This window comes from Mycobacterium sp. PTI7, assembly GCF_056679845.1.
In genome coordinates this window covers 771,610-791,497 of sequence record NZ_CM155252.1, presented here as the reverse complement: position 1 = coordinate 791,497, position 19,888 = coordinate 771,610, and the positions used below count along the sequence as shown (strand labels likewise).

Here is a 19,888-nt window from a genome sequence, read left to right as displayed (position 1 = left end):
GCGAATCGCGACTGGGTGGCGGTGTTCTCGGTGCGGTGGCGGCTATGCCGCGGCGGTGGCGTGCTGCCGCTGCGGCTCACTGCGGTAGCGGCTCGGCGGGCCGCCGATCTTGCAGAGCCGCCAGATGAACTTGGCGACGGGATTCATGAGTCCGGTGTCGTGGCACAGCATCCGCACGTCGGCGAACATGTCACGCAGCATCGACTTCGACTCGGTCGATCCGAAGAAGAGATCCTTCTTCACCGACTTCGGGATGTCGTACTCCTTCCAGAAACTCCTGGGCGGCACCACGATCGCCTGGCACAGCAGACGCATGATCAGCGGCACGTAGAGCGACAGCGCGAACTTCTTCACCCGCCCCATTCCGGGCACCCGCTTGTGCAGGTACTCGTGGGCGAACGAGATGTGCCGGGCCTCCTCGGCCACGTGGATGGCCATCACCCGTTCCATGATGGGGTGCAGGTTCTTCCCCTCGCGCAACACGTTCTTCTGCGTGTGGTCGATCGGCTCCTCGCCGGCCAGCACCCCGAAGAAGAACGGGATGGGCAGCGGTCCCGCGACGAGCGGGATGAACGGCGCCACCCACTTCAGTACGCGCGGCATGCCGGGGACGTCCATGCCGATGGCGTTCACCATCTCCTGGAACATCATGGTGTGGTTGCACTCCTCCACCGACTCGTGGAGGCAGTAGCGGTACTCCGGTGAGCCGTTGGGCACCCAGAACGCGTAGTTGGTGAGGCCGCGGATCAGGATGATCTCGAACTGCAGGCCTACCTTGGCCACGTTCGCCTGACGCCACATCCCGATCTCGATCTGCCGCTGCACGGGCTGGGCCTGATACCAGGGGTGCCTGCCCAGCGGATCGGTGGACGGGAGGATCCACCGCGGGTCGTCCCCGGTGACGGCAAGCTCGATGGCGTGCCAGTCGATGTCCGTGTAGGGGTCGAAGTTCCGTCGCACCGAGCCCTCGGACAGCGTCGTCAACTTCTCGACGTACTCGGTGTCGTCGCCGACGTCCATGTTGCGACGCCAGCTCGTCATCCAGTTGAACAACTTCATGGGTACCTCCTTCGCATTCGACGATCGGCGTGTCCCGACCCCCAAACGGTACCGCAGGTACTGGATACTTGGACCGCGATCCAGCGAGGTGGCGAACGGCGCCCTCAGGCGTCCGCGCGGAAGATCTCCCGGATCCGGTCCGCGAGCGCGCTGCCGAGGTCGCGGTTGTTCTGCTCGGTGAAGTGGACCCCGTCGACGCCGTCGGTGGTGATCACCGACCCGGCGTCGACGAAGGGCACGCCCATGAAGGACGCGAGCGACTCGTAGACGTGGGCGAGCCGGGCCGACTTCTCCTGGGCACCCTCGAAGATGAGCTGGAACCACGGATGCGGCGTCTCCCCCAGCGCAGGCGGGGCGACGAGCAGGACGCCGGGTGCGGGGTACGACGTGCCCACCCCGCCGGCACTCGCGAGCACCTGCCCGATCAGGACGCTCGCACCGAGTCCGATGTCGGTGGGCGTGCGCCGGAAGTACGCCTTGGTGTCGTTGGTGCCCAGCATGAGGACCACCAGGTCGAGCGGCAGATGACTCGCCAGGCACGACGGGAGGTAGCTCGACCCGTTGAGCCGGGGATCGGCGGGATCGTCGAGGGTGGTGGTGCGGGCGCTGAGCCCCTCCTCGATCACCTCGAAGCCCTCGCCCAGGGTCGCGGCGAGGACGCCCGTCCACCGGACGTCGGGCGCGAACCGCTCGGTGGGCGCGCCGTCGGCGGACGGGATCCAACCCCAGGTCAGCGAGTCACCGAAGCACAGGATGCGGCGGACGGTCACGGGGACTCCTCAGACGTGGTCGGGGTTCATCGCTGACCCATTCATACGCCTCCGCGACGCCGCTGACGACTCCGCGGCCGCGACTCCGGATACATCTATGTGCTATGCATATTCGATGCCGCACTCCCCCTTCGATCGCCTCGTCGGGCGGTCAGGTGGCGCATCGTGCAGGTGACCACGGGGGCCGTCTCACCGCCGCGGGCGCGTAACGCGCTCGGGCTGATGTTCGACCCCGTGTTCGGTGCGCTGTTCTGGGGCAAGATGTTCGCCGTCGTCGCCGTGTGGACGCACGGCATCGTCGCGGCGATCGTCATGTACGACGCGACGCACTCGGCTCTCATGGTCGGCCTCGTCGGCGTCGTCCAGTTCGGGCCGCAGCTGGTCCTCACCCCGACCAGCGGCAAGTGGGCCGACACCGGCAATCCCGCGCGGCAGATCCTCCTCGGCAGAGTGCTGTGCATCCTGGGTTCGGGTCTGGTCGCGGCGTGGCTGTTCGTCGACCCGGATCTCGAGGGACTCGCGACCGCCGTTCCCATCCTCACCGGCTCGCTGTTCGTCGGCCTCGGCTTCGTGGTCGGCGGACCGGCCATGCAGTCGATCGTGCCGAACCTGATCCGCGACGGCGAGCTGTCGACGGCCATGGCGCTCAACAGCATTCCGATCACCATCGGACGCATCGTCGGACCGGCCGCGGGCGCGTACCTCGCCTCGCACCTCGGGCCCGCCGCCGCGTTCGCCACCGCAGCCGGTCTGCACCTGATCTTCGCGTTCTTCCTCGTCGCCGTGCGCTTCCCCGCACCGCCCGCGCGGCTCGCCACCACGGACTACCGCGTGCGCACCGCCGTCCTCTACGTCTGGCGCGACCGGCCGCTGCTGCTGGCACTCCTGGCCGTCGCGACGGTCGGCATCGCCTCGGACCCGTCGATCACCCTGGCACCGTCGCTCGCCGACTCGCTGGGCGGTGACAGCCGCCTGGTGGGCATGCTGTCGGCGGTGTTCGGCGTCGGGGCCGCCGTCGGGATGGGCACGCTGGCCCTGATGCGCGGACGGATGGCCTCGGCCAAGGTGTCGTGGATTGGGCTGGTTGGGCTCGCCGCCGGCAGCGCCGTGCTGGTCGCCGGGGTCACGCCCGCCATCGCCCTGACCGGCTTCGGGATCGCCGGCCTCGGCTTCGGCTGGGCCATGACCGGGCTGAGCACGGTGGTGCAGGAGCGCGCCCCCGAGGAGTTGCGCGGCCGCATCATGGCGCTCTGGCTGGTCGGCTTCGTCGGATCACGGCCGATCGCCGCCGCGGTGCTCGGCGGCGCCGCCGACCTCTTCAATGTCCAGGTGGCGTTCGCCGTGGCCGCCGTGCTGACCGTCGTGGTGGCGGTGATTTGCCGACCGTCCACGCTGACGGGGCCGCTGCCGGCGACGGCGGGCTGACGGACCGGAGTCAGTCCCCGGTGTCGGGGCCGGCGTCGAAACTCAGTGCGTGGGAGGAACTGCGGGTTCGGTCTCGAGTACGCGGCGGTTGAACAGGTACATGTATCCGAAGTACACCCCGCCGGCGACCACCAGGCCGATGACGATGAGCACCGAGACGGAGGCGTCCCCGGGTGTCACGAGGGCCACCAGCGCGATGATCACCCACACCAGAGCCGCGACGGCGACGGGTACCTCGAAGCGGCCGAGGCTGAACCCACCCTCCCTGCGCTCCAGGTTCTTTCGCACCGCCAGGTAGAGGATGACGATGCCGCCGTAGATCAGCGCCGGCAGGATCGTGGACCCGATGATGAGCTGTAGCAGCGCCTCACCCGGCAGCACGACCATCAGGATCAGACCGACCGCCAGGATCAGGACCGTGGCCGCCACCGGCGTCTGCGTCTTCGGGTTCACCCGCCGCATCAACGCATGCGCCGGGAACCGCTCGTCGCGCGCCATCGCGAACACCTGCCGGGAGCACGCGGCCATCACCACCATGCCGGCGCCGAACATCGCAAAGGCGAGTCCTGCCAGCAGGATCCGCTCGGCCACGGGTCCGAGCTGACTGCGGATGATCGCGGCCACAGGCGAGCCGCTGTTGGTCACCGCGGGCACGTCCTCGATGGCGACGGTGAGGGCGATCAGGAAGAGCAGGCCGAGCGCGCCGGCGGCGACCACCGACGCCACGATCGCGCGCGGCACGCTGCGGAACGGGTCCTTGGCCTCCTCGGCGAGGTTGGCCGCGGAGTCGAATCCGACCAGCGTGGTCAGCCCCATGATCATGCCGGCCATCAGCCCGCCACCGATCGCGAAGTAGTTCGGCTCGCCGGCGGCCAGGCCGCGCGACGTCAGGTTGTCGAGGTGTCCGCTGCCCGTGACGACGACGACGCCCAGCAGTCCGACGACGAGGATCACCACGATGGCGAGTTCGACGCCCACCGCGCTGGAGGTGAAGATGCCCAGCAGTCGGGTCGAGGCGATCACCAGCGCCGCCTGCACGACGAGGATCGCCACGGTCAGGAGCCGCGCCACGTCCTCGTCCTGCTGCATGCCCATCAGCGGCATGAACGCCTGGCTCGCCAGGGCGTTGTCCATCGCCACGACGGCGATCGCGAGGTACCAGAAGGTCAGCCACCCGAACAGCCAGCCGACCTTGGGGTTGGCGAGCCGCGACGCCCACTGGTAGGACGACCCGCTCAGCGCGATGCGGGCCGCGAACTGCGCCACCACCAGCGCCACCAGGGTCTGTCCGATCGAGGCGAGGATCCACAGCCAGATGCCGACAGGTCCCGCCGTCCCGAGGACCGCGTCGTACGTCGCGAAGATGCCCACGGCCACCGAGATGAACGCGAAGGACACCGCGAACACCTGGAACGACCCGAGCGTCCGCTTCAGCTCCGGTTCACCGCCGCCGCCGTCGTCCGCGATGGCGGGATCCGCCACGTTCTCCGCTGTCATCGCGCCGTCCGATCATCCGTACGAGGGTGACCGAAACCGGCCGTCAGTGATTGTGAGCCCTGCGACCGGGTGCGCGTTCCGTAATCGACTACTGCGATGTGCCCTCAACGCCGTCGCGCGCGCAGCACGAGGTCGTGCGTGTGCCCGCTGCCCGCACCTGCGGGGACGTCGCGTGGACGTCGCTCGTCCACCTCGACCACCCAGCCGTCGTCGAGCAGGGCGGCCACGTCGGCCGGCATCACGTAGTCGGCGGGGTCGAAGCCGTGCGCCTTTGCCGCCTCGACGTCGACGTCGGCGTGATGCACCACCAGCAGCGTCCCGCCGGGCGCCACGGCGCCGAGCAGGGCGCGTTCCGCGTCGTGGCCGGGGGTGGCGGCCAGCGCCGGGTACTGCGCCGAGACAAGGTCGAAGGCACCGGCGGTCAACTCGGCCTCCAGCAGACCCGCGTGGACGAAGTCGATCACCGTCGACAGGTCGCCCGCGCGACGTGCCGCACGTACGAGCGCCACCTGGGAGACGTCTAGGGCGGTCACGGTCCAGCCGCGGCCGGCCAGCCACACCGCGTCGGCTCCCTCACCGCATCCGACGTCGACGGCACGGCCCGGCGTCAGGTCGGCCACCTCGGCGACGAGCGCACCGTTGGGCCGGCCGCTGAACAACTGTTCCTCGCCGGAGTACCGCTCGTCCCATTCGGCGGCGTGATCCGGACGCGCAGATGAATTCGTCATGTCCGCAACACTTCCCGCCTACGGCGAGATGCGCAAAGCATATTGCCGATCTGGCAACCCGTCAGGGGGTGACGAGGAACTTCTCCCCCGTCGCGGCCTTCACGTAGGCCGTGAACGCCTCGGGCGCGAGCATCTCGGTCAGCGAGACCTCGCGGGTATAGCTGCTCGCGAACGTCGTGGTGAGTTCGTCGGCCACCCGCGTCCGGAGCCGGCCGATGGTCTCGGCGCCCGCGGTCTGCAGGAAGGGCGTCAGCAGCCACCCGCCGATGCCCCACGCCATGCCGAACCGCCTGTGCAGCACCGTCGGTCCGGTGTCGAGACCGCCGTACACGTACACCTGCTTGTGCACGGTCGATCCGTACCTCGAGTACTCCGCCGCCGTCTCGTTGGCGGCCTCCTCCATGCCGTTCAGGATCTGGCCCGCCAGCGTCCCACCGCCGATGGCGTCGAACGCGAGCGTCGCCGACGTCGCGACGAGCGCCTCCCGGAGGTCGGCTTGGAACGACGGCGCAGACGAATCGCAGACGTGGACCGCACCCAGTCCGCGCAGCAACTCCGCCTGCTCCGGCTTGCGGACGACGTTGACCAGCGGCACGCCGTCCGCGAGGCAGATCTTGACGAGCATCTGACCGAGATTGGACGCGGCGGCGGTGTGCACCAGTGCCGAATGTCCTTCGCGGCGCATGGTTTCGACCATGCCGAGCGCCGTCAGGGGGTTGACGAACGACGACGCGCCCTCCCGCGCCGTCGCGCCGTCGCGCAGCGGCAGGCAGGCCGCCGCGGCGACCACCCGGTACTGCGAGTACATCGCGCCGCCCGCGACGCCCACGGTCGTGCCGAGCAGCGCCTGCGCAGCGGCCGACGTACCCGCGGCCACCACGGTGCCCGCACCCTCGTTGCCCACGGGCAGCGACTGGTCGAGACGCGCCCGCAGGCCCGCGACTGCACCGTCGGGCAGCGGCGCGGTCACGACGGGCCGCTCCGGCGTGCCGGCTACCGTCGCGGCGGCCATGTCCGCGCCGGCGGTCAGCAGGCCCAGGTCCGAGGGGTTGATCGGTGCCGCCTCCACGCGCACCAGCACCTCGTCGGGTCCTGGGGCGGGTACCGGCACGTCGTGCAGTGAGAGTTCGAGCATTCCGTCCGACGTCACCAGTGACCGGAGTTCGAGCGCGGTATCGGGCAGGTCTGCGGTCATGGGCGATGCCTCGTTCCGTATCGGGGACTCACCATGACAGTGTGAACCCGCACCGTCGACCTGGAGGACATGCCCGTGCCCGCAGAGATCGCCATCCACTTCTTCCTGGAACTGGCCGTCATCCTCGCGGCGTGCCGCGTGGTGGGTCTGCTGGCACGCCGGGTCGGGCAACCGCAGGTGGTCGGCGAGATGATCGCCGGCGTCGTCCTCGGCCCGTCCCTGTTCGGCCTGTTCGCCCCCGAGGCGCAGCAGTGGATGTTCCCGGCGGGTCCGGCCAACACGGTGCTGTACACGATCGCCCAGATCGGCCTGGTCCTCTACATGTTCCTGATCGGGCTGAACTTCGACGTCAACCTGATCAGGCACCGCGTGGGCACCGCGGCCGCGGTGTCGTCCGCGGGCATCCTGGTGCCGCTCGCCCTGGGTGCCCTGATCGCCGCGCCGCTGCTGGCCGGCGGGATCTTCTTCGGCGAGAACGTCACGCTGGTCATGGCCATGCTGTTCCTCGGCGCCTCGATCGCGACCACCGCGTTCCCCATGCTCGCCCGCATCATCTTCGAGAAGCGGCTCACCGGAACGTCGTTGGGCACGCTCGCCCTGGCGTGCGGCGCCACCGACGACGCCATCTCCTGGTGCATCCTCGCCATCGTCCTGGCGCTCAACCGCAACGACCCGTCCACCGCCGTCCTCGCGATCGCCGGCGGCATCGCCTACACCCTCGTGGTCCTGACCATCGGCCGTCGTGCGCTGCGCGTGCTTGGCCCGATGACCGAGCGTCAGAACACCATCAGCGCACCGGTTCTCAGCACCGTCCTGCTGATCCTGATGCTGTGCGCCTGGTTCACCGACGTCATCGGCATCTACGCGATCTTCGGCGCATTCATCCTGGGCGTCGCCATGCCGTCGGGGTTCTTCGCCGAACGCTTCACCGCCACCGTCGAACCCATGACCACCACGTTCCTACTGCCCCTGTTCTTCGTCTACTCGGGACTCAACACCCAGATCGGCCTCGTCGACACCCCGGGACTCTGGGCACTGACGCTGGGACTGCTCGTCGTGTCGATCGCCGGCAAGGGCATCGCCTGCGCGGTGGCGGCGCGCCTGAACAAGGTCCCCACCCGCGAATCCATCGCACTCGGCGCCCTGATGAACGCCCGCGGTCTCATCGAACTCATCCTGCTCAACATCGGCCTGCAGGCGGGCATCATCACTCCCACGCTCTTCACCATCCTCGTCATCGTCGCGATCGTGACCACGCTGATGGCTTCGCCCATCTTCGAGTTCGTCTACGGACGCCACCGTCCTCCGGTGCCCCCGTCGGTTCCCGAGGCGGTGGACGCCGCGCCCGCGCCCCGGCCGTCCGACGTCGGTACCGCGGAGACGTAAGGAATCGGTCACACAATTGACGTCGACGGCACGTTCGGACGGATGCCGATCGGCGGACGTGCGAACTTGCCCGCCGGAGGACTCGCGGGTGGCCGTCGACGGGCGCTCGGCGCCCTCGTCTCCCCTGGCAGAGGCCCCGTGACGTGTTACTTTCGATTCTTAAGGACTTTTCGACCCGACTCGAGGGAAGGTGTCGCGTGGACGTGCACTCGCAACTGTCTCAGCTGAGCGTGGAGGCCCGCGAAGCCCTTGCGCGACGGATCAAGGACCGGCTCGCCACGGCCCCCGCCGCAGGCACCGCCGCGGGGACCGAGAACCCCGCCACGGACCACGACGTGAGCATCATCGGCGGTGGCGCCGCCGCCCTCACCCTCGCGCTCGAACTGCGGTCGGCACGTCCGCACACCCGGGTGCTGATCGTCGAACCGACCCCGCACCCCGTCGCCGAGATCACCCACACCGTCGGCGAGTCCACCGTCGAGGTGTCCGCGCACTACCTGCGCGACCGGCTGGGGATGGCCGATCACCTCCGCGACTCGCAGATCCGCAAGATGGGGCTGCGGATGTTCTTCTCCCGCGAGGGCAACACCGACATCACCCGACGCGTGGAACTCGGCAGCTCGACGTTCACCTCGCAGACCACGTATCAGATCGACCGCGGCAGGCTGGAGAACGAACTCCACCGGCGGTGCGTCGCAGCGGGTGTCGACATGATCGTCGGCAGGGTGCGGTCCATCGACGTCGGCGCAGGCGACACCCCGCACGGCCTGTCCATCCAGGGCGATGACGGCGTGACGCACACGACGGCGCGCTGGGTGGTCGACGCGTCCGGCCGGAACCGCACGCTGCCACGCGAACTCGACCTCAAGCGCGACAACGGCCACGCCTGCAATGCGGCGTGGTTCCGCGTCGGCGCCGAGATCAACGTCGGCGAGTGGAGCGACGACCCGGACTGGCACTCCCGCCTGGCCGAGGGCGACCGCTCCTTCTCCACCAATCACCTGATGGGCGAGGGTTACTGGGTGTGGCTCATCCGGCTCGCGTCCGGCGCCACCAGCGTCGGCATCGTCGCCGATCCCGCCTTCCACGCGTTCGACGGCTTCAACACCCTCGCCAAGGCGAAGGCGTGGCTCGCCGAGCACGAACCGCAGTGCGCGTCCGAGGTGGGGAGGTTCGACGACCTCATCATGGACTTCCGCGTGATGAAGCACTACAGCCACACCGTGACCAAGGCCTTCGACGGCGCCGACCGTTGGTGCGTGACCGGCGACGCCGGCGTGTTCCTGGACCCGCTGTACTCCTCGGGCCTGGACCTCGTCGCGATCGGCAACGGTCTGATCACCGACATGGTGGGCCGCGACCTCGACGGCCAGGACGTCGTCGCGCGAGCCGCGATCAGCGACTCGCTCTTCCGGTCGCTGACCGACATGTGGCTCAACATCTACCGCGACCAGTACGTGCTGATGGGCTCGCCGACGGTGATGTCGGCGAAGGTCATCTGGGACATCGCGTTCTACTGGGGCTTCGTCGGCTTCCTGTACAGCAACGACCGCTTCACCCGCGTCGCCGACGACCCGGCGTTCGTGCCGCACCTGCAGGGACTGATCGACCTCAGCAACCGCATGCAGGCGTTCTTCCGCGAGTGGGCCGCGGTCGAGGGCGCCGACACGTCGCCCGACTTCGTCGACCTGTACTCCCCTCTCGACTTCATGTACACGCTGCACCACGCCATGATCGGGACCTCCGAGGACTTCGACGACCAGTTCGACGCGAACGCCCGCCTGCTCCGGCAGGTCGCCGGGCAGATCATCGACGACGTGCTCGCCGACAAGTCCTCGAACTTCGCCGACGACGGCGCGATGGCGCGGGTGCAGGCCTGGCAGCGCGACACCCTAGTGGGAGAACTCCGCTCGATCTACCGTCGCGAGCAGTCGACCAACCCGATCAGCACGGAGTGGGTCCTCAGCGCCGCACCCGCCGTGTGACCGGTGACCCACCGTACGACCCGTGCCCCGGACCGTGGCCCGTCGCCGCCCGGGCACCCACTGACTCATCGGTGGATCGCGCGACGGATCATCGCCGAGTGCCGCACTATTGAGACGACGCCGTGAAGAAGAGGATGAAGGTGCCCGATAAGCAGGACCACGCAGGCCGCGAGCCGTTGGCGATCGTGGGAATCGGATGCCGCCTGCCCGGCGACGTGAGTTCGCCCGACGACTTCTGGGACCTGCTGCGCAGCGGGACCGATGCCACCCGCGTCGTCCCCGAGAGCCGCTGGAACTCCGCACGCTTCTACGATCCGAGCCCGAAGAAGGCCGGCAAGATGGTGACCCGTCGGGGCGGGTACCTGGCTGAGATCGACCAGTTCGACGCACAGTTCTTCGGGGTGTCGCCGCGCGAGGCCAACCTGCTCGACCCCCAGCAGCGTCTTCTGCTGCAGACCACGTGGGAAGCGTTGGAGGACGGCGGAATTCCCGCGTCGGCGCTGGAGGGCACCGAGGTGGGCGTCTTCATCGGCGGGTTCACCCTCGACTACCAGCTGCTGCAGAACCAGGGCACCACCAGTCGCTACCGCTTCAAGACCCATTCCGCCACCGGGATGATGATGACGATGCTGGCGAATCGCATCTCGTATGCGTTCGACCTCCGCGGACCGTCCATGTCGATCGACACGGCGTGCTCCAGTTCCCTCGTCGCGGTTCACCTCGCGGCGCAGAGCATCTGGAACGGGGAGTGCGATCTCGCTCTCGCCGGCGGCGTCAACGTCATCGTCGGGCCGAACACCGCCATCGCGGAGTCCAAGAGCGGGTTCCTCAGTCCCGACGGGCGGTGCAAGGCATTCGACGAGTCCGCCGACGGCTACGCGCGCGGCGAGGGCGGCGCGATCGTCGTCATCAAGCCCCTGGCCGCGGCGGTGGCCGACGGCGACCGCATCTACGCCCAGGTGCTGGGCTCGGCGGTCACGCAGGACGGTCACACCGACGGCATCACCGTGCCCAGTGAGGACGCGCAGCGGTCGGCCATCACCACGGCACTGCGGCGCGCCGCCGTCCAGCCGAACGAGGTCGGCTACGTGGAGGCGCACGGCACGGGCACCCCGGTCGGCGATCCGATCGAGATGCGTGCGCTGGCAGGCGCACTCGCGTCGGACCGCCCGACGTCCGAGCCGCTGCTCATCGGGTCGGTGAAGACCAACATCGGCCACCTCGAGGCGGGTGCCGGCGTCGCCGGACTCATCAAGACGGCGCTGGTGCTCAAGCACGGCTACGTCCCGGCCAACCTGCACTTCGACAATCCGACCGCCGTGTTCGCCGACCTCAACGTCGACGTCCCACGCACCGGACGTCCGTTCCCCGCCGGCCCGCGGCGGATCGCGGGGGTCAACTCGTTCGGCTTCGGCGGCACCAATGCCCACGTCGTCCTGGCCGAGCCGCCCGCGCCGGTCGAGTCGCGGGCGCGCGACCAGGCGCCGCCGGCGACGCCCACGGTGCTGCCGATCTCGGCGCGCAGCGAGGACGCGCTGCTCGCGGTGGCCCACGACCTGGCGGAGCACGTCCGGGCACACCCCGAGACGACGCTGGCCGACCTCGGCTACAACCTCGGTCAGCGCCGGTCGCACCTCTCCTACCGCCGGGCGTTCGTCGTCGACGACCTCGACGACGCCAGGGAGCAGCTCGAGGCACTCGCCGCCGGCGGCGGTCAGGTGTCCGCGGGCCGGACGTCCGCGACCGCGCCCAAGCTGGCCTTCGTGTGCACCGGCATGGGCCCGCAGTGGTGGCGGATGTGCCGCGACCTGCTCGACGTCTACCCCACCTTCGCCGAGACGATCACCGCCTGCGACCGCGAACTCTCCCGCTACGCCGACTGGTCGCTGCTCGAGGAACTCCGCCGCGACGAGTCCGACTCCCGCATGGGCGACACCGAGATCGCGCAACCCGCCAACTTCGCCGTGCAGGTGGCGCTCGCGGCGCAGCTGCGCGAATTTGGCATCACCCCCGACGCGGTGGTCGGGCACAGCGCGGGCGAGGTCGCCGCGCACCATCTCGCCGGCCTGCTGACCTTCGAGCAGGCCGTCCACGTCATCTACCACCGGAGCCGGCTGCAACAGCGGACGACCGGTCTGGGCCGCATGCTCGCCGTGGGCGTCAGCGCCGAAAGGCTGATGCAGACGGTCGATTCGGCGGTGCTGGCCGAATTCGGCCGACGGGTGTCGGTGGCCGCCATCAACAGCCCGTCCGCCGTGACGGTCGCGGGCGACGGCGAGGTCCTCGACGAGATCGCCCGCCAGCTCACCGAGGCCGACGTCTTCACCCGGTTCCTCTCCGTCGCGGTGCCGTACCACACCCACTACATGGACGCCGTGAAGGACGATCTCCTCGCCGCGTTCGAGGGGCTGTCGTCGGCGACGGCCACCATCCCGCTGTACTCGACCGTGACCGGCGAGCAGCTGTCCGCATACTCCGCCGGTGCGGCCTACTGGTGGCAGAACACCCGCGCCACAGTGCTCTTCGAGCCCGCGGCCCGCCGGATGCTCGACGACGGCTACACCCACTTCGTCGAACTGGGCCCGCACCCGGTGTTGGCGTCGTCGCTGCTGGAGGTCGCCGGCACCCGGGCGGTGTCGGTGCTCGCCACCCAGCGCCGCAGCGAGGACGACGTCCGCACCCTGCTCGAATGCGTCGGTGCGCTGCACGGCAACGGGATCGACGTGTCGTGGGAGGGCCTCACTCCCCGACGCGGGGCCGTTCCGGTCCGGCTGCCCTCCTACCCGTGGCAGGCCAAGCGCTTCTGGAACGAGCCGCCCGAGGCCGCCGAGGACCTGCACTACGACCCGGTGCACCCGCTGCTGGGGCAGCCGGTCAGCGCCGTACACCCCACGTGGGAGGGCGAACTCAGTGTCGCCACCAGCCCGTTCCTGGCCGATCACCAGGTGCAGGGCGCGGTCGTGGTGCCCGGCGCGGTGTTCGTCGAGATGGCGATGGCGGCGGCCACCGAACACTACGGAACACCCTGCAGCGTCGACGATCTGGTGCTGCATCGCGCACTGATCATCGACGACGCCTGCGATCCCCTGGTACGGACCACGCTCGACGAGGAGCGCGGGACGCTGGAGTTCGCCGCGTTCACCGCGACCGGCGACGGCGACTTCCGGTGGACGCTGACCGCGACGGCCGAACTCAACACCCTGCCGCCGGTGCCCGCGCACCGCCACGGCGCACGGGATGCGGCGTCCGCCACCGTGCTGCCCGGCGACGACTTCTACGCCCGCACGACAGAGATCGGCTTCGGCTACGGCGACGCCTTCCGAGCCGTCACAAGCATCGCCGCGGACGGCGAGTCGGCGGTCGCCGAGATCACCGTCCCCGCAGCGATAGTCGACGAACTCGACGGCTACCACTTCCATCCGGCGCTGGTGGACAGCGCGTTCCAGACGTTGTTCGGCACGCGCTTCGCCGGCGACGACGGGGACGCGACGTATCTGCCGACGAAGATCCGGCACTGCGCCGTCTACGGTCCGCCCGAGAAGACCATGACCGTGCACGTACGCGTCGTCTCCACCACCGCCGAGGAGATCGAGAGCGACATCGCCGTCGTCAACGCCCTCGGCGAACCGCTGGCCGTGTTCGACGGCTTCACCGTGCAGTCCCTGCGCGCCTCGTCGGCCATGTCGACCGAACGCATCGACAAGGGCCTCTACGAGATGCAGTGGATCGCCGCGCCCGCCGGTCCGAACGGCGAGACCGCCGACGCCACGACAGATCGCGTCTGGCTCGTGCTCGCCGACGACACCGGCATCGGCGCACGCGTCGCCGAAGAGCTGCGCGGCCGGGGCCACCGCGCCCACGAGGTGGCCCACGGTGCGGTCGACGCGCTCGTCGAGACAGCGTCGGGCTACACCATCGACGCCGCCCGGCCCGAGCAGTTCCGCGGGCTCCTCGAGGCGCACGTCGCCCGCGAGGGTGACCTCGCCGGCATCGTCGACTGCTGGCCCCTCGACATCCCCGCCGACGGCGCGGACAACGCCACCGGTCACCGGCTGGGGGTCTTCGCGATCCTGCACCTCGCCAACGCAATCGCCGAACTCGACACCGCCACTCCGCGATTGCATCTGGTCACGGCGAACGCACAACCGGCGCTCGGCACCGAGCGCCTCGCCGTCGACCAGTCCGCCATCTGGGGACTGGGGCGCGTCATCGGTCACCAGGAGTTCGCCGCCAACTGGGGCGGTCTGATCGACGTCGACGCCGCGGAGGATCACGCGTCCGCCGCCGCGCGCATCCGTGCACACCTCCTCGACGGTGACGCCGAGGACCAGGTGGCGTTCCGCGGCGACGCGTCGCTGGTACCGCGGCTGCGCCCGTGCGAGGGTCTGACGAAGCCCTTCCCGACGAAGCTGTCGCCCAGCGCGACCTACGTCGTGACGGGCGGCGCGGGCGCGCTGGGCAACACCGTGGCCGCCTATCTGGCCGATCGCGGGGCGCGCCACATCACGCTGCTGAGCCGCCGCGAGATGCCACCCCGGGCGCAGTGGCCGGACCTCGACGCCGAGCACCCCCACTTCCGCACGGTCGAGACGATCCGGCGGATCGAGCGTTCCGGCGCCGAGATCGCCTGTGTGAGCGTCGACGTCACCGATGCCGGTCGGGTGCGGGCATGGCTGGACGACCACGAGCGCTCCGGCGGTCGGCCGATCCGCGGCATCGTGCACTCGGCGGGCTCCGTCGACGACCGACTGCTGGTGAACACGAGCGAAGCGGCGTTCGCGGCGGTCATGGCCCCCAAGGTCACCGGCACCCGGGTTCTGCACGAGGCGTTCCTGGGACACGACCTGCAGTTCTTCGTGATGTTCGGATCCGCGGGTTCGGTGGTCGCGTCGCCCGGCCAGGGCAACTACGCGGCCGCCAACGCCTTCCTCGACGCGTTCGCGCACCATCGCCGCTCCCAGGGGCTGCCCGCCCTCACGATCGGGTGGGGTCCGTGGTCGGTCGGGATGGTCGAGGAACTCAAGCTCGAGCGGATCTACGCCCAGCGCGGCATCGAGTTGATCACGCCGTCGGCGGGGTCACGCATCCTCGACCGGCTCATCGCCCAGAAGAAGGCGACGGTCGTCGCGATCACCGCCGACTGGGGGCGGGCCCGGCAGATGGGGCTCGCGGGCCAACTGCCACCGATGTTCTCCGACCTCGAGGAACTCGAGAGTTCGGTCAGCGGAACGGAATCCGGTTCGTCGGTGCTCGACGTGCTCGCCGAGACCCCGGAAGCCGACCGGCTCGCCGTGGTCACCGACCGGGTGCGGCGGAGCGTGGCGGCGATCTTCGACTGCGTCGTCGACGACGTCGCCACCGACGAGACCCTCGACGCGATCGGTCTCGACTCCCTGATGGCCATGGAGTTCCGGGTGCGCATCAACGCCACCTTCGCCATCGACATCCCGGTGCTGGAGATCCTCAAGGGCGTGAGCGTCGACTCCCTGTCCGACCGGGTACTGGCCGACCTCCGGCTCCCCCGGGCGGACGGGACGGTGGTGGACACGCCCGTCGAGACCGTCGAGGACGCCGGTCCGACCGACGACGTCGACCGGTTGGTGGCGGACATGTCGGACGACGAATTGCGGGCGCTCCTGGCCGAACTCGAGGCAGACGGGTCTTGACGAACGGAGTCCCGAAGCCCGCCGTGCACGTGCGCGGGCTGTCGAAGGCGTACGGCCGGCTGCAGGCCGTCCGCGAACTGGACCTCGACGTCGACTACGGCGAGGTGGTGGCGATCCTCGGGCCCAACGGCGCAGGCAAGTCGACCACGATCGAGATCCTCGAGGGGCACCGCAAGCGCGACTCGGGACACGTCCGCGTGCTGGGTGACGATCCCGGCACCGCGGGCAGGACGTGGCGCGCCAAGATCGGCATCGTGCTGCAGGAGGCCAGCGACTTCGGGATGCTCACGGTCAGCGAGACCGTGCGGATGTTCGCCGAGTGCTACGCCGAGTCGCGCGCGCCCGCGGACGTCCTCGAGATGGTCGGCCTGGGCCTCACGTCCGGGTCGAAGGTGCGGACGCTGTCCGGTGGGCAGCGACGCCGGCTCGACGTCGCCCTCGGCATCATCGCCATGCCGGAACTGCTGTTCCTGGACGAGCCCACCACGGGATTCGATCCCGAGGCGAGGCGGCAGTTCTGGGACCTGATCCGGCTGCTGGCCCGCGACGGCACCACCATCGTGCTGACCACGCACTACCTGGAGGAGGCGGCGGCGCTGGCCGACCGCGTCGCCGTCATCGCCAAGGGCCGGGTGGTGGCGGTGGACTCGCCGGGACGCCTGACGGCGCACGCCACGTCGGCGGCCACGGTCCGGTGGGTCGAGGACGGCCGGGTGCACGTCGAGATGACCGAGCATCCCACCGAGCTGATCCGCCGGCGGTCGATGGACGGGGTGGAGCTGACCGAACTCACCGTCACCCGGCCCACGCTGGAAGACGCCTACCTGCAGTTGATCGGGATCGCCTGATGGCGACCGAGCCCGTCGACCGCGCCGCGCGGCCCCGGCACCGCGCGCCCTCGACCACCAGGGCGCTGCCGTCGCCGCTGCGCATCGGATTGTCGCGCGTGGTGCCGGAACTCAAGATGTTCTACCGGCGGCCCGAGCAGCTGGTGCTCACGTTCTCGATGCCGGCGATCATCTGCATCCTGCTGGGGTCGATCTTCTCGGCGAAGCTGCCGAACACCGACACCAGCACCGGCGCGGTGATCGCGGCGAGCATGCTCGCCTACGGCGTCCTCTCCACGTCGTTCATCAATCTCGGTATCAGCGTCGCCGCAGACCGCGACACCGGTGCTCTCCGGCGACTGCGCGGGACGCCGGCGACCGCGACGTCGTACTTCGTCGGGAAGATCGCCCTGGTCGCGATCGCGAGCCTGGCCGAGGCGATCATCCTGCTCGTGGTCGGGGTGTCGATCTTCGACCTGCGGCTCCCCACCGGCGGCGAATGGTGGACTCTCGCATGGGTCTTCGCACTCGGGATCACGAGTTGCTCGCTGCTGGGCATCTTCATCAGCAACTTCGCCGCCAACGCGGTGTCCGCGGCCGTCATGACCAACGGTCCGGCGGTGGGTCTGCAGTTCGTGTCCGGCACGTACGTGCCGCTGATGGTGCTGCCGGCGTGGATGCTCGCCATCGGGTCGGTCTTCCCGGTGAAGTGGATGGCGCAGGGCTTCCGGTCGGTGCTGCTGCCACCGGAGATGGTGGTGTTCGAACCGGCGGGCTCGTGGGAACACGGTCGGATCTTCCTGGTCCTTGCCGCCTGGAGCATCGTCGGGCTCGTCTGTTGTCTGAGGGTGTTCCGCTGGTCGGACAAGCGGTGACCGCGACGAGCATCGCCGTCGCCGAGTTCAAAGTGGCCGATCCCGCCGATGCCTGGGCGGCGGCCGGCTTCACGGTCGGTCCCGACGACGTCTGCCGGGTCGGCCGCGTCGGCATCCGGCTCGTCGGCCGCGACCGGGGTGTCGGCATCGTGGGATGGTCGCTGCGCGGGCTGCCCGACGGTTGGGGCGACGACCTCGACGGCATCCCGACGGCGACGACGGACGCCGTCGTCGGGACACCGGCGCCGGCGCACGCCAACGGCATCGTCGCGATCGACCACGTCGTCCTGCTGACCCCCGACCTCGGCCGGACGGTGGCCGCACTGGCCGCGGCCGGTGCGGTACCGCGCCGCGAACGGGACGGTCGGCTCGGCGGGCGGCCGATGCGGCAGGTCTTCTTCCGGTTCGGCGAGGTGATCGTCGAGGTGGTCGGCTCGCCCGAGGAGTCGAACCCTGGCCCGGCCACGCTGTGGGGCCTCACCTACGTGGTCGACGACGTCGACGCCTCCGCGGCGCTGTTCGGCGACCGCGCGTCGCCGGTCAAGGACGCGGTGCAACCGGGACGCCGGATCACCACCCTGCGGCATCGGGACCTCGGGCTGTCGGTGCGGACGGCACTGATCTCGCCCCACCCGCGGTCCTCCACCGCACCCGCGAGTCGGTGAGCCGGACGGCTCGCAAGCGGGCCTATCCTCGTCGGTCATGAGCGATTCCATCGACGACGTGGTGGTGATCCACACCGACGGTGGCTGCAGGCCCAATCCCGGTCCCGGCGGCTGGGGTGCGGTGCTGCGCATGCGCGAGCACGTACGCGAGATGTCCGGCGGCGAGCCCACCTCGACGAGCAACAACCGGATGGAGTTGACCGCGCCCATCATGGCGCTGGAGGCGCTCACCCGACCGGTGACCGTGCACCTATACACCGACAGCACCTACGTCCGGAACGGCATCACCAAGTGGGTGCTCGGCTGGGAGCGCAACGGTTGGATGACCTCCGCGAAGCAACCCGTCAAGAACGTCGACCTGTGGCAGCGGCTCCAGGCCGCGTGCGTCCGGCACCAGGTGGAGTGGTTCTGGGTCAAGGGTCACGCCGGCGTCCCCGACAACGAGCTGGCCGACGAGTTGGCCACCCGCGGCCTCCAGGAAGCGGTCCTCGCAGCGCGTCTGCCCTAGTCAGACCGTTGTGTGACCGAGGGCACAGCCGTCGTCGGTTCGGTTTCTCCGCCCGGCACCGTCAACATTTCCATGCGCGCAATGGACGGCGAGTCTCTCGACTCCGAAGCGACCTTGCTCGAGTACCTGGACGTCATCCCCGCCCGCATGCTGCTCGACCGGTTGCACCTGCCGGTCCTCGCGGTCGGGCCCGGGGGCGACATCCTGTACGTGAACGCCGCCTTCGCCGAGATGGTGGGCACCCTCTCCGGCCTCGAGGGCAGGCAGGTGAGCAGCCTGTTCGCCTCGTCGGACGACGGGCAACCGAACGGCGCCACCGTGCTGCGGGACATGGCGGGACGGATCACCACCTGGCGCCACCGCGACGGCTACGAGGTCTACGCGGCGGTGTCCCGGCCCCTGACGGACGGACGCGGTGGCGAGGAACTCCTGCTCGTCCTCGACGACGTCACCGAGTCGGAGTGGCTGCACGGCATGTGACGGTCACTCGTCGCCGCGTCGCTCGACCTCGGCGAGGATGTGCTGCGCGACGTCGCGCAACTTGACGTTCTCGCGCTGCGACCGATCGACCATCCGCGCGAACGCCTCGTCCGCGGTGCCCCCGTAGAGCGTGCGCAGCACGCCCTTGGCCTGATCGATGTCCGTGCGGGAGACCAGCGCGACCTCGAGCTGCCCCACCGTGTCCCGCAGCCGCTGCCAGCGCCGCGCCTCGGCGATGGCCCGTGCGGCCGCCCCGGTGTACAGGCCCATGATCTTCTCGTCGAACACGTCGAAGGCCTCCGTGGAGCGACTGTAGGCGTTGAGCGAACCCACGAGTTCGTCGTCGTCGCCCGTCGTGGACGGGATGATCAGCGGTATCGACAGGGTCGCCTGCACGCCGGCCGCGCGGGCGGCCTCGACGAACTCCGGCCACCGCTGACCGTCCGACCCCATCGTCACCCGAACCGGCAGGCGGGTCGTGGCAGCCTCGAGGCAGGGACCGCGACCGGAGTCGTACTGCTCCTGGTCGAGGGCGACGACCTCGTCGCTCGTGGATGCGGCCGTGCGTACGGGCGCGTCACGGAGTTCGGTGACCGACACCGCATCCGCGTCGGCTACCGCGCGCACGGCGTTGAGGGCCACCTTCTGGAGCACGTCATCCAGTGACTCCTCCGCGGTGAGAAGCGTGTTCAGAGATCTGATCGCCTCCGCCGCAGCATCCAAGCGGACCAAGAGGTCCGGCCGTTCGACGCTCAAGCGCAAGTCCTTCCGCACAGCACTGAAGACGAGGATATCGACCGACTGATCGGATCGACGAAGGAA

15 protein-coding genes are annotated in these 19,888 nt (G+C 69.7%); 9 read left to right on the top strand and 6 right to left on the bottom strand.

What is annotated here, in order from left to right; genetic code table 11:
* Window positions 1–42: 42 nt before the first annotated feature.
* Window positions 43–1,059, bottom strand: a complete 1,017-nt coding sequence (locus AC1MEY_RS03865; protein WP_480229409.1) for an AurF N-oxygenase family protein — start codon at window positions 1,057–1,059, stop codon at window positions 43–45.
* 104 nt (window positions 1,060–1,163) lie between these two features.
* A complete protein-coding gene (locus AC1MEY_RS03860; RefSeq protein ID WP_480229408.1) occupies window positions 1,164–1,829 on the bottom strand; it encodes an SGNH/GDSL hydrolase family protein in 666 nt (221 codons plus the stop codon).
* 222 nt (window positions 1,830–2,051) lie between these two features.
* Here AC1MEY_RS03860 and AC1MEY_RS03855 point away from each other — a divergent pair, with 222 nt between their 5' ends.
* On the top strand, window positions 2,052–3,254 hold the full coding sequence (locus AC1MEY_RS03855; RefSeq protein ID WP_480231287.1) for an MFS transporter: 1,203 nt from the start codon (window positions 2,052–2,054) through the stop codon (window positions 3,252–3,254).
* 42 nt (window positions 3,255–3,296) lie between these two features.
* Here the strand turns inward: AC1MEY_RS03855 and AC1MEY_RS03850 are convergent, their stop codons facing one another.
* The 3 genes from AC1MEY_RS03850 to AC1MEY_RS03840 all read right to left on the bottom strand — a co-directional run bounded on the left by AC1MEY_RS03850 (window position 3,297) and on the right by AC1MEY_RS03840 (window position 6,674).
* Window positions 3,297–4,751, bottom strand: coding sequence for an APC family permease (locus tag AC1MEY_RS03850; protein WP_480229407.1), 1,455 nt, complete (start codon window positions 4,749–4,751; stop codon window positions 3,297–3,299).
* 104 nt (window positions 4,752–4,855) lie between these two features.
* On the bottom strand, window positions 4,856–5,479 hold the full coding sequence (locus AC1MEY_RS03845; protein ID WP_480229406.1) for a class I SAM-dependent methyltransferase: 624 nt from the start codon (window positions 5,477–5,479) through the stop codon (window positions 4,856–4,858).
* 61 nt (window positions 5,480–5,540) lie between these two features.
* Window positions 5,541–6,674 carry a zinc-binding dehydrogenase gene (locus tag AC1MEY_RS03840; protein WP_480229405.1) on the bottom strand — a complete coding sequence of 378 codons (1,134 nt, stop codon included), beginning with the start codon at window positions 6,672–6,674 and terminating at the stop codon, window positions 5,541–5,543.
* 75 nt (window positions 6,675–6,749) lie between these two features.
* On the opposite strand from AC1MEY_RS03840, the gene AC1MEY_RS03835 reads away from it, so the two are divergent.
* The 8 genes from AC1MEY_RS03835 to AC1MEY_RS03800 all read left to right on the top strand — a co-directional run bounded on the left by AC1MEY_RS03835 (window position 6,750) and on the right by AC1MEY_RS03800 (window position 19,066).
* Window positions 6,750–8,060 (top strand): cation:proton antiporter, encoded by a 1,311-nt coding sequence (locus tag AC1MEY_RS03835; protein WP_480229404.1) that lies wholly within the window; start codon window positions 6,750–6,752, stop codon window positions 8,058–8,060.
* Window positions 8,061–8,257: 197 nt separating this feature from the next.
* The gene (locus tag AC1MEY_RS03830) at window positions 8,258–10,045 is read left to right on the top strand and encodes an NAD(P)/FAD-dependent oxidoreductase (RefSeq protein ID WP_480229403.1); all 1,788 of its coding nucleotides are present in this window, start codon (window positions 8,258–8,260) and stop codon (window positions 10,043–10,045) included.
* 134 nt (window positions 10,046–10,179) lie between these two features.
* Entirely contained in the window at window positions 10,180–15,711 is a 5,532-nt protein-coding gene (locus AC1MEY_RS03825; protein WP_480229402.1) for a type I polyketide synthase, read from the top strand.
* Window positions 15,708–16,559: an ABC transporter ATP-binding protein gene (locus AC1MEY_RS03820; protein WP_480229401.1), complete on the top strand. Its 852-nt coding sequence runs from the start codon at window positions 15,708–15,710 to the stop codon at window positions 16,557–16,559. The genes AC1MEY_RS03825 and AC1MEY_RS03820 overlap by 4 nt, the downstream gene beginning before the upstream one ends.
* The gene (locus tag AC1MEY_RS03815) at window positions 16,559–17,413 is read left to right on the top strand and encodes an ABC transporter permease (RefSeq protein ID WP_480229400.1); all 855 of its coding nucleotides are present in this window, start codon (window positions 16,559–16,561) and stop codon (window positions 17,411–17,413) included. The genes AC1MEY_RS03820 and AC1MEY_RS03815 overlap by 1 nt, the downstream gene beginning before the upstream one ends.
* A complete protein-coding gene (locus tag AC1MEY_RS03810; protein ID WP_480229399.1) occupies window positions 17,410–18,078 on the top strand; it encodes a glyoxalase in 669 nt (222 codons plus the stop codon). The genes AC1MEY_RS03815 and AC1MEY_RS03810 overlap by 4 nt, the downstream gene beginning before the upstream one ends.
* A gap of 37 nt (window positions 18,079–18,115) precedes the next feature.
* Window positions 18,116–18,586, top strand: coding sequence for a ribonuclease HI (gene rnhA / locus AC1MEY_RS03805; RefSeq protein ID WP_480229398.1), 471 nt, complete (start codon window positions 18,116–18,118; stop codon window positions 18,584–18,586).
* 81 nt (window positions 18,587–18,667) lie between these two features.
* On the top strand, window positions 18,668–19,066 hold the full coding sequence (locus tag AC1MEY_RS03800) for a PAS domain S-box protein (protein ID WP_480229397.1): 399 nt from the start codon (window positions 18,668–18,670) through the stop codon (window positions 19,064–19,066).
* 3 nt (window positions 19,067–19,069) lie between these two features.
* Here the strand turns inward: AC1MEY_RS03800 and AC1MEY_RS03795 are convergent, their stop codons facing one another.
* The gene (locus AC1MEY_RS03795; RefSeq protein WP_480229396.1) at window positions 19,070–19,822 is read right to left on the bottom strand and encodes a GAF and ANTAR domain-containing protein; all 753 of its coding nucleotides are present in this window, start codon (window positions 19,820–19,822) and stop codon (window positions 19,070–19,072) included.
* Between the last annotated feature and the right edge of the window lie 66 nt (window positions 19,823–19,888).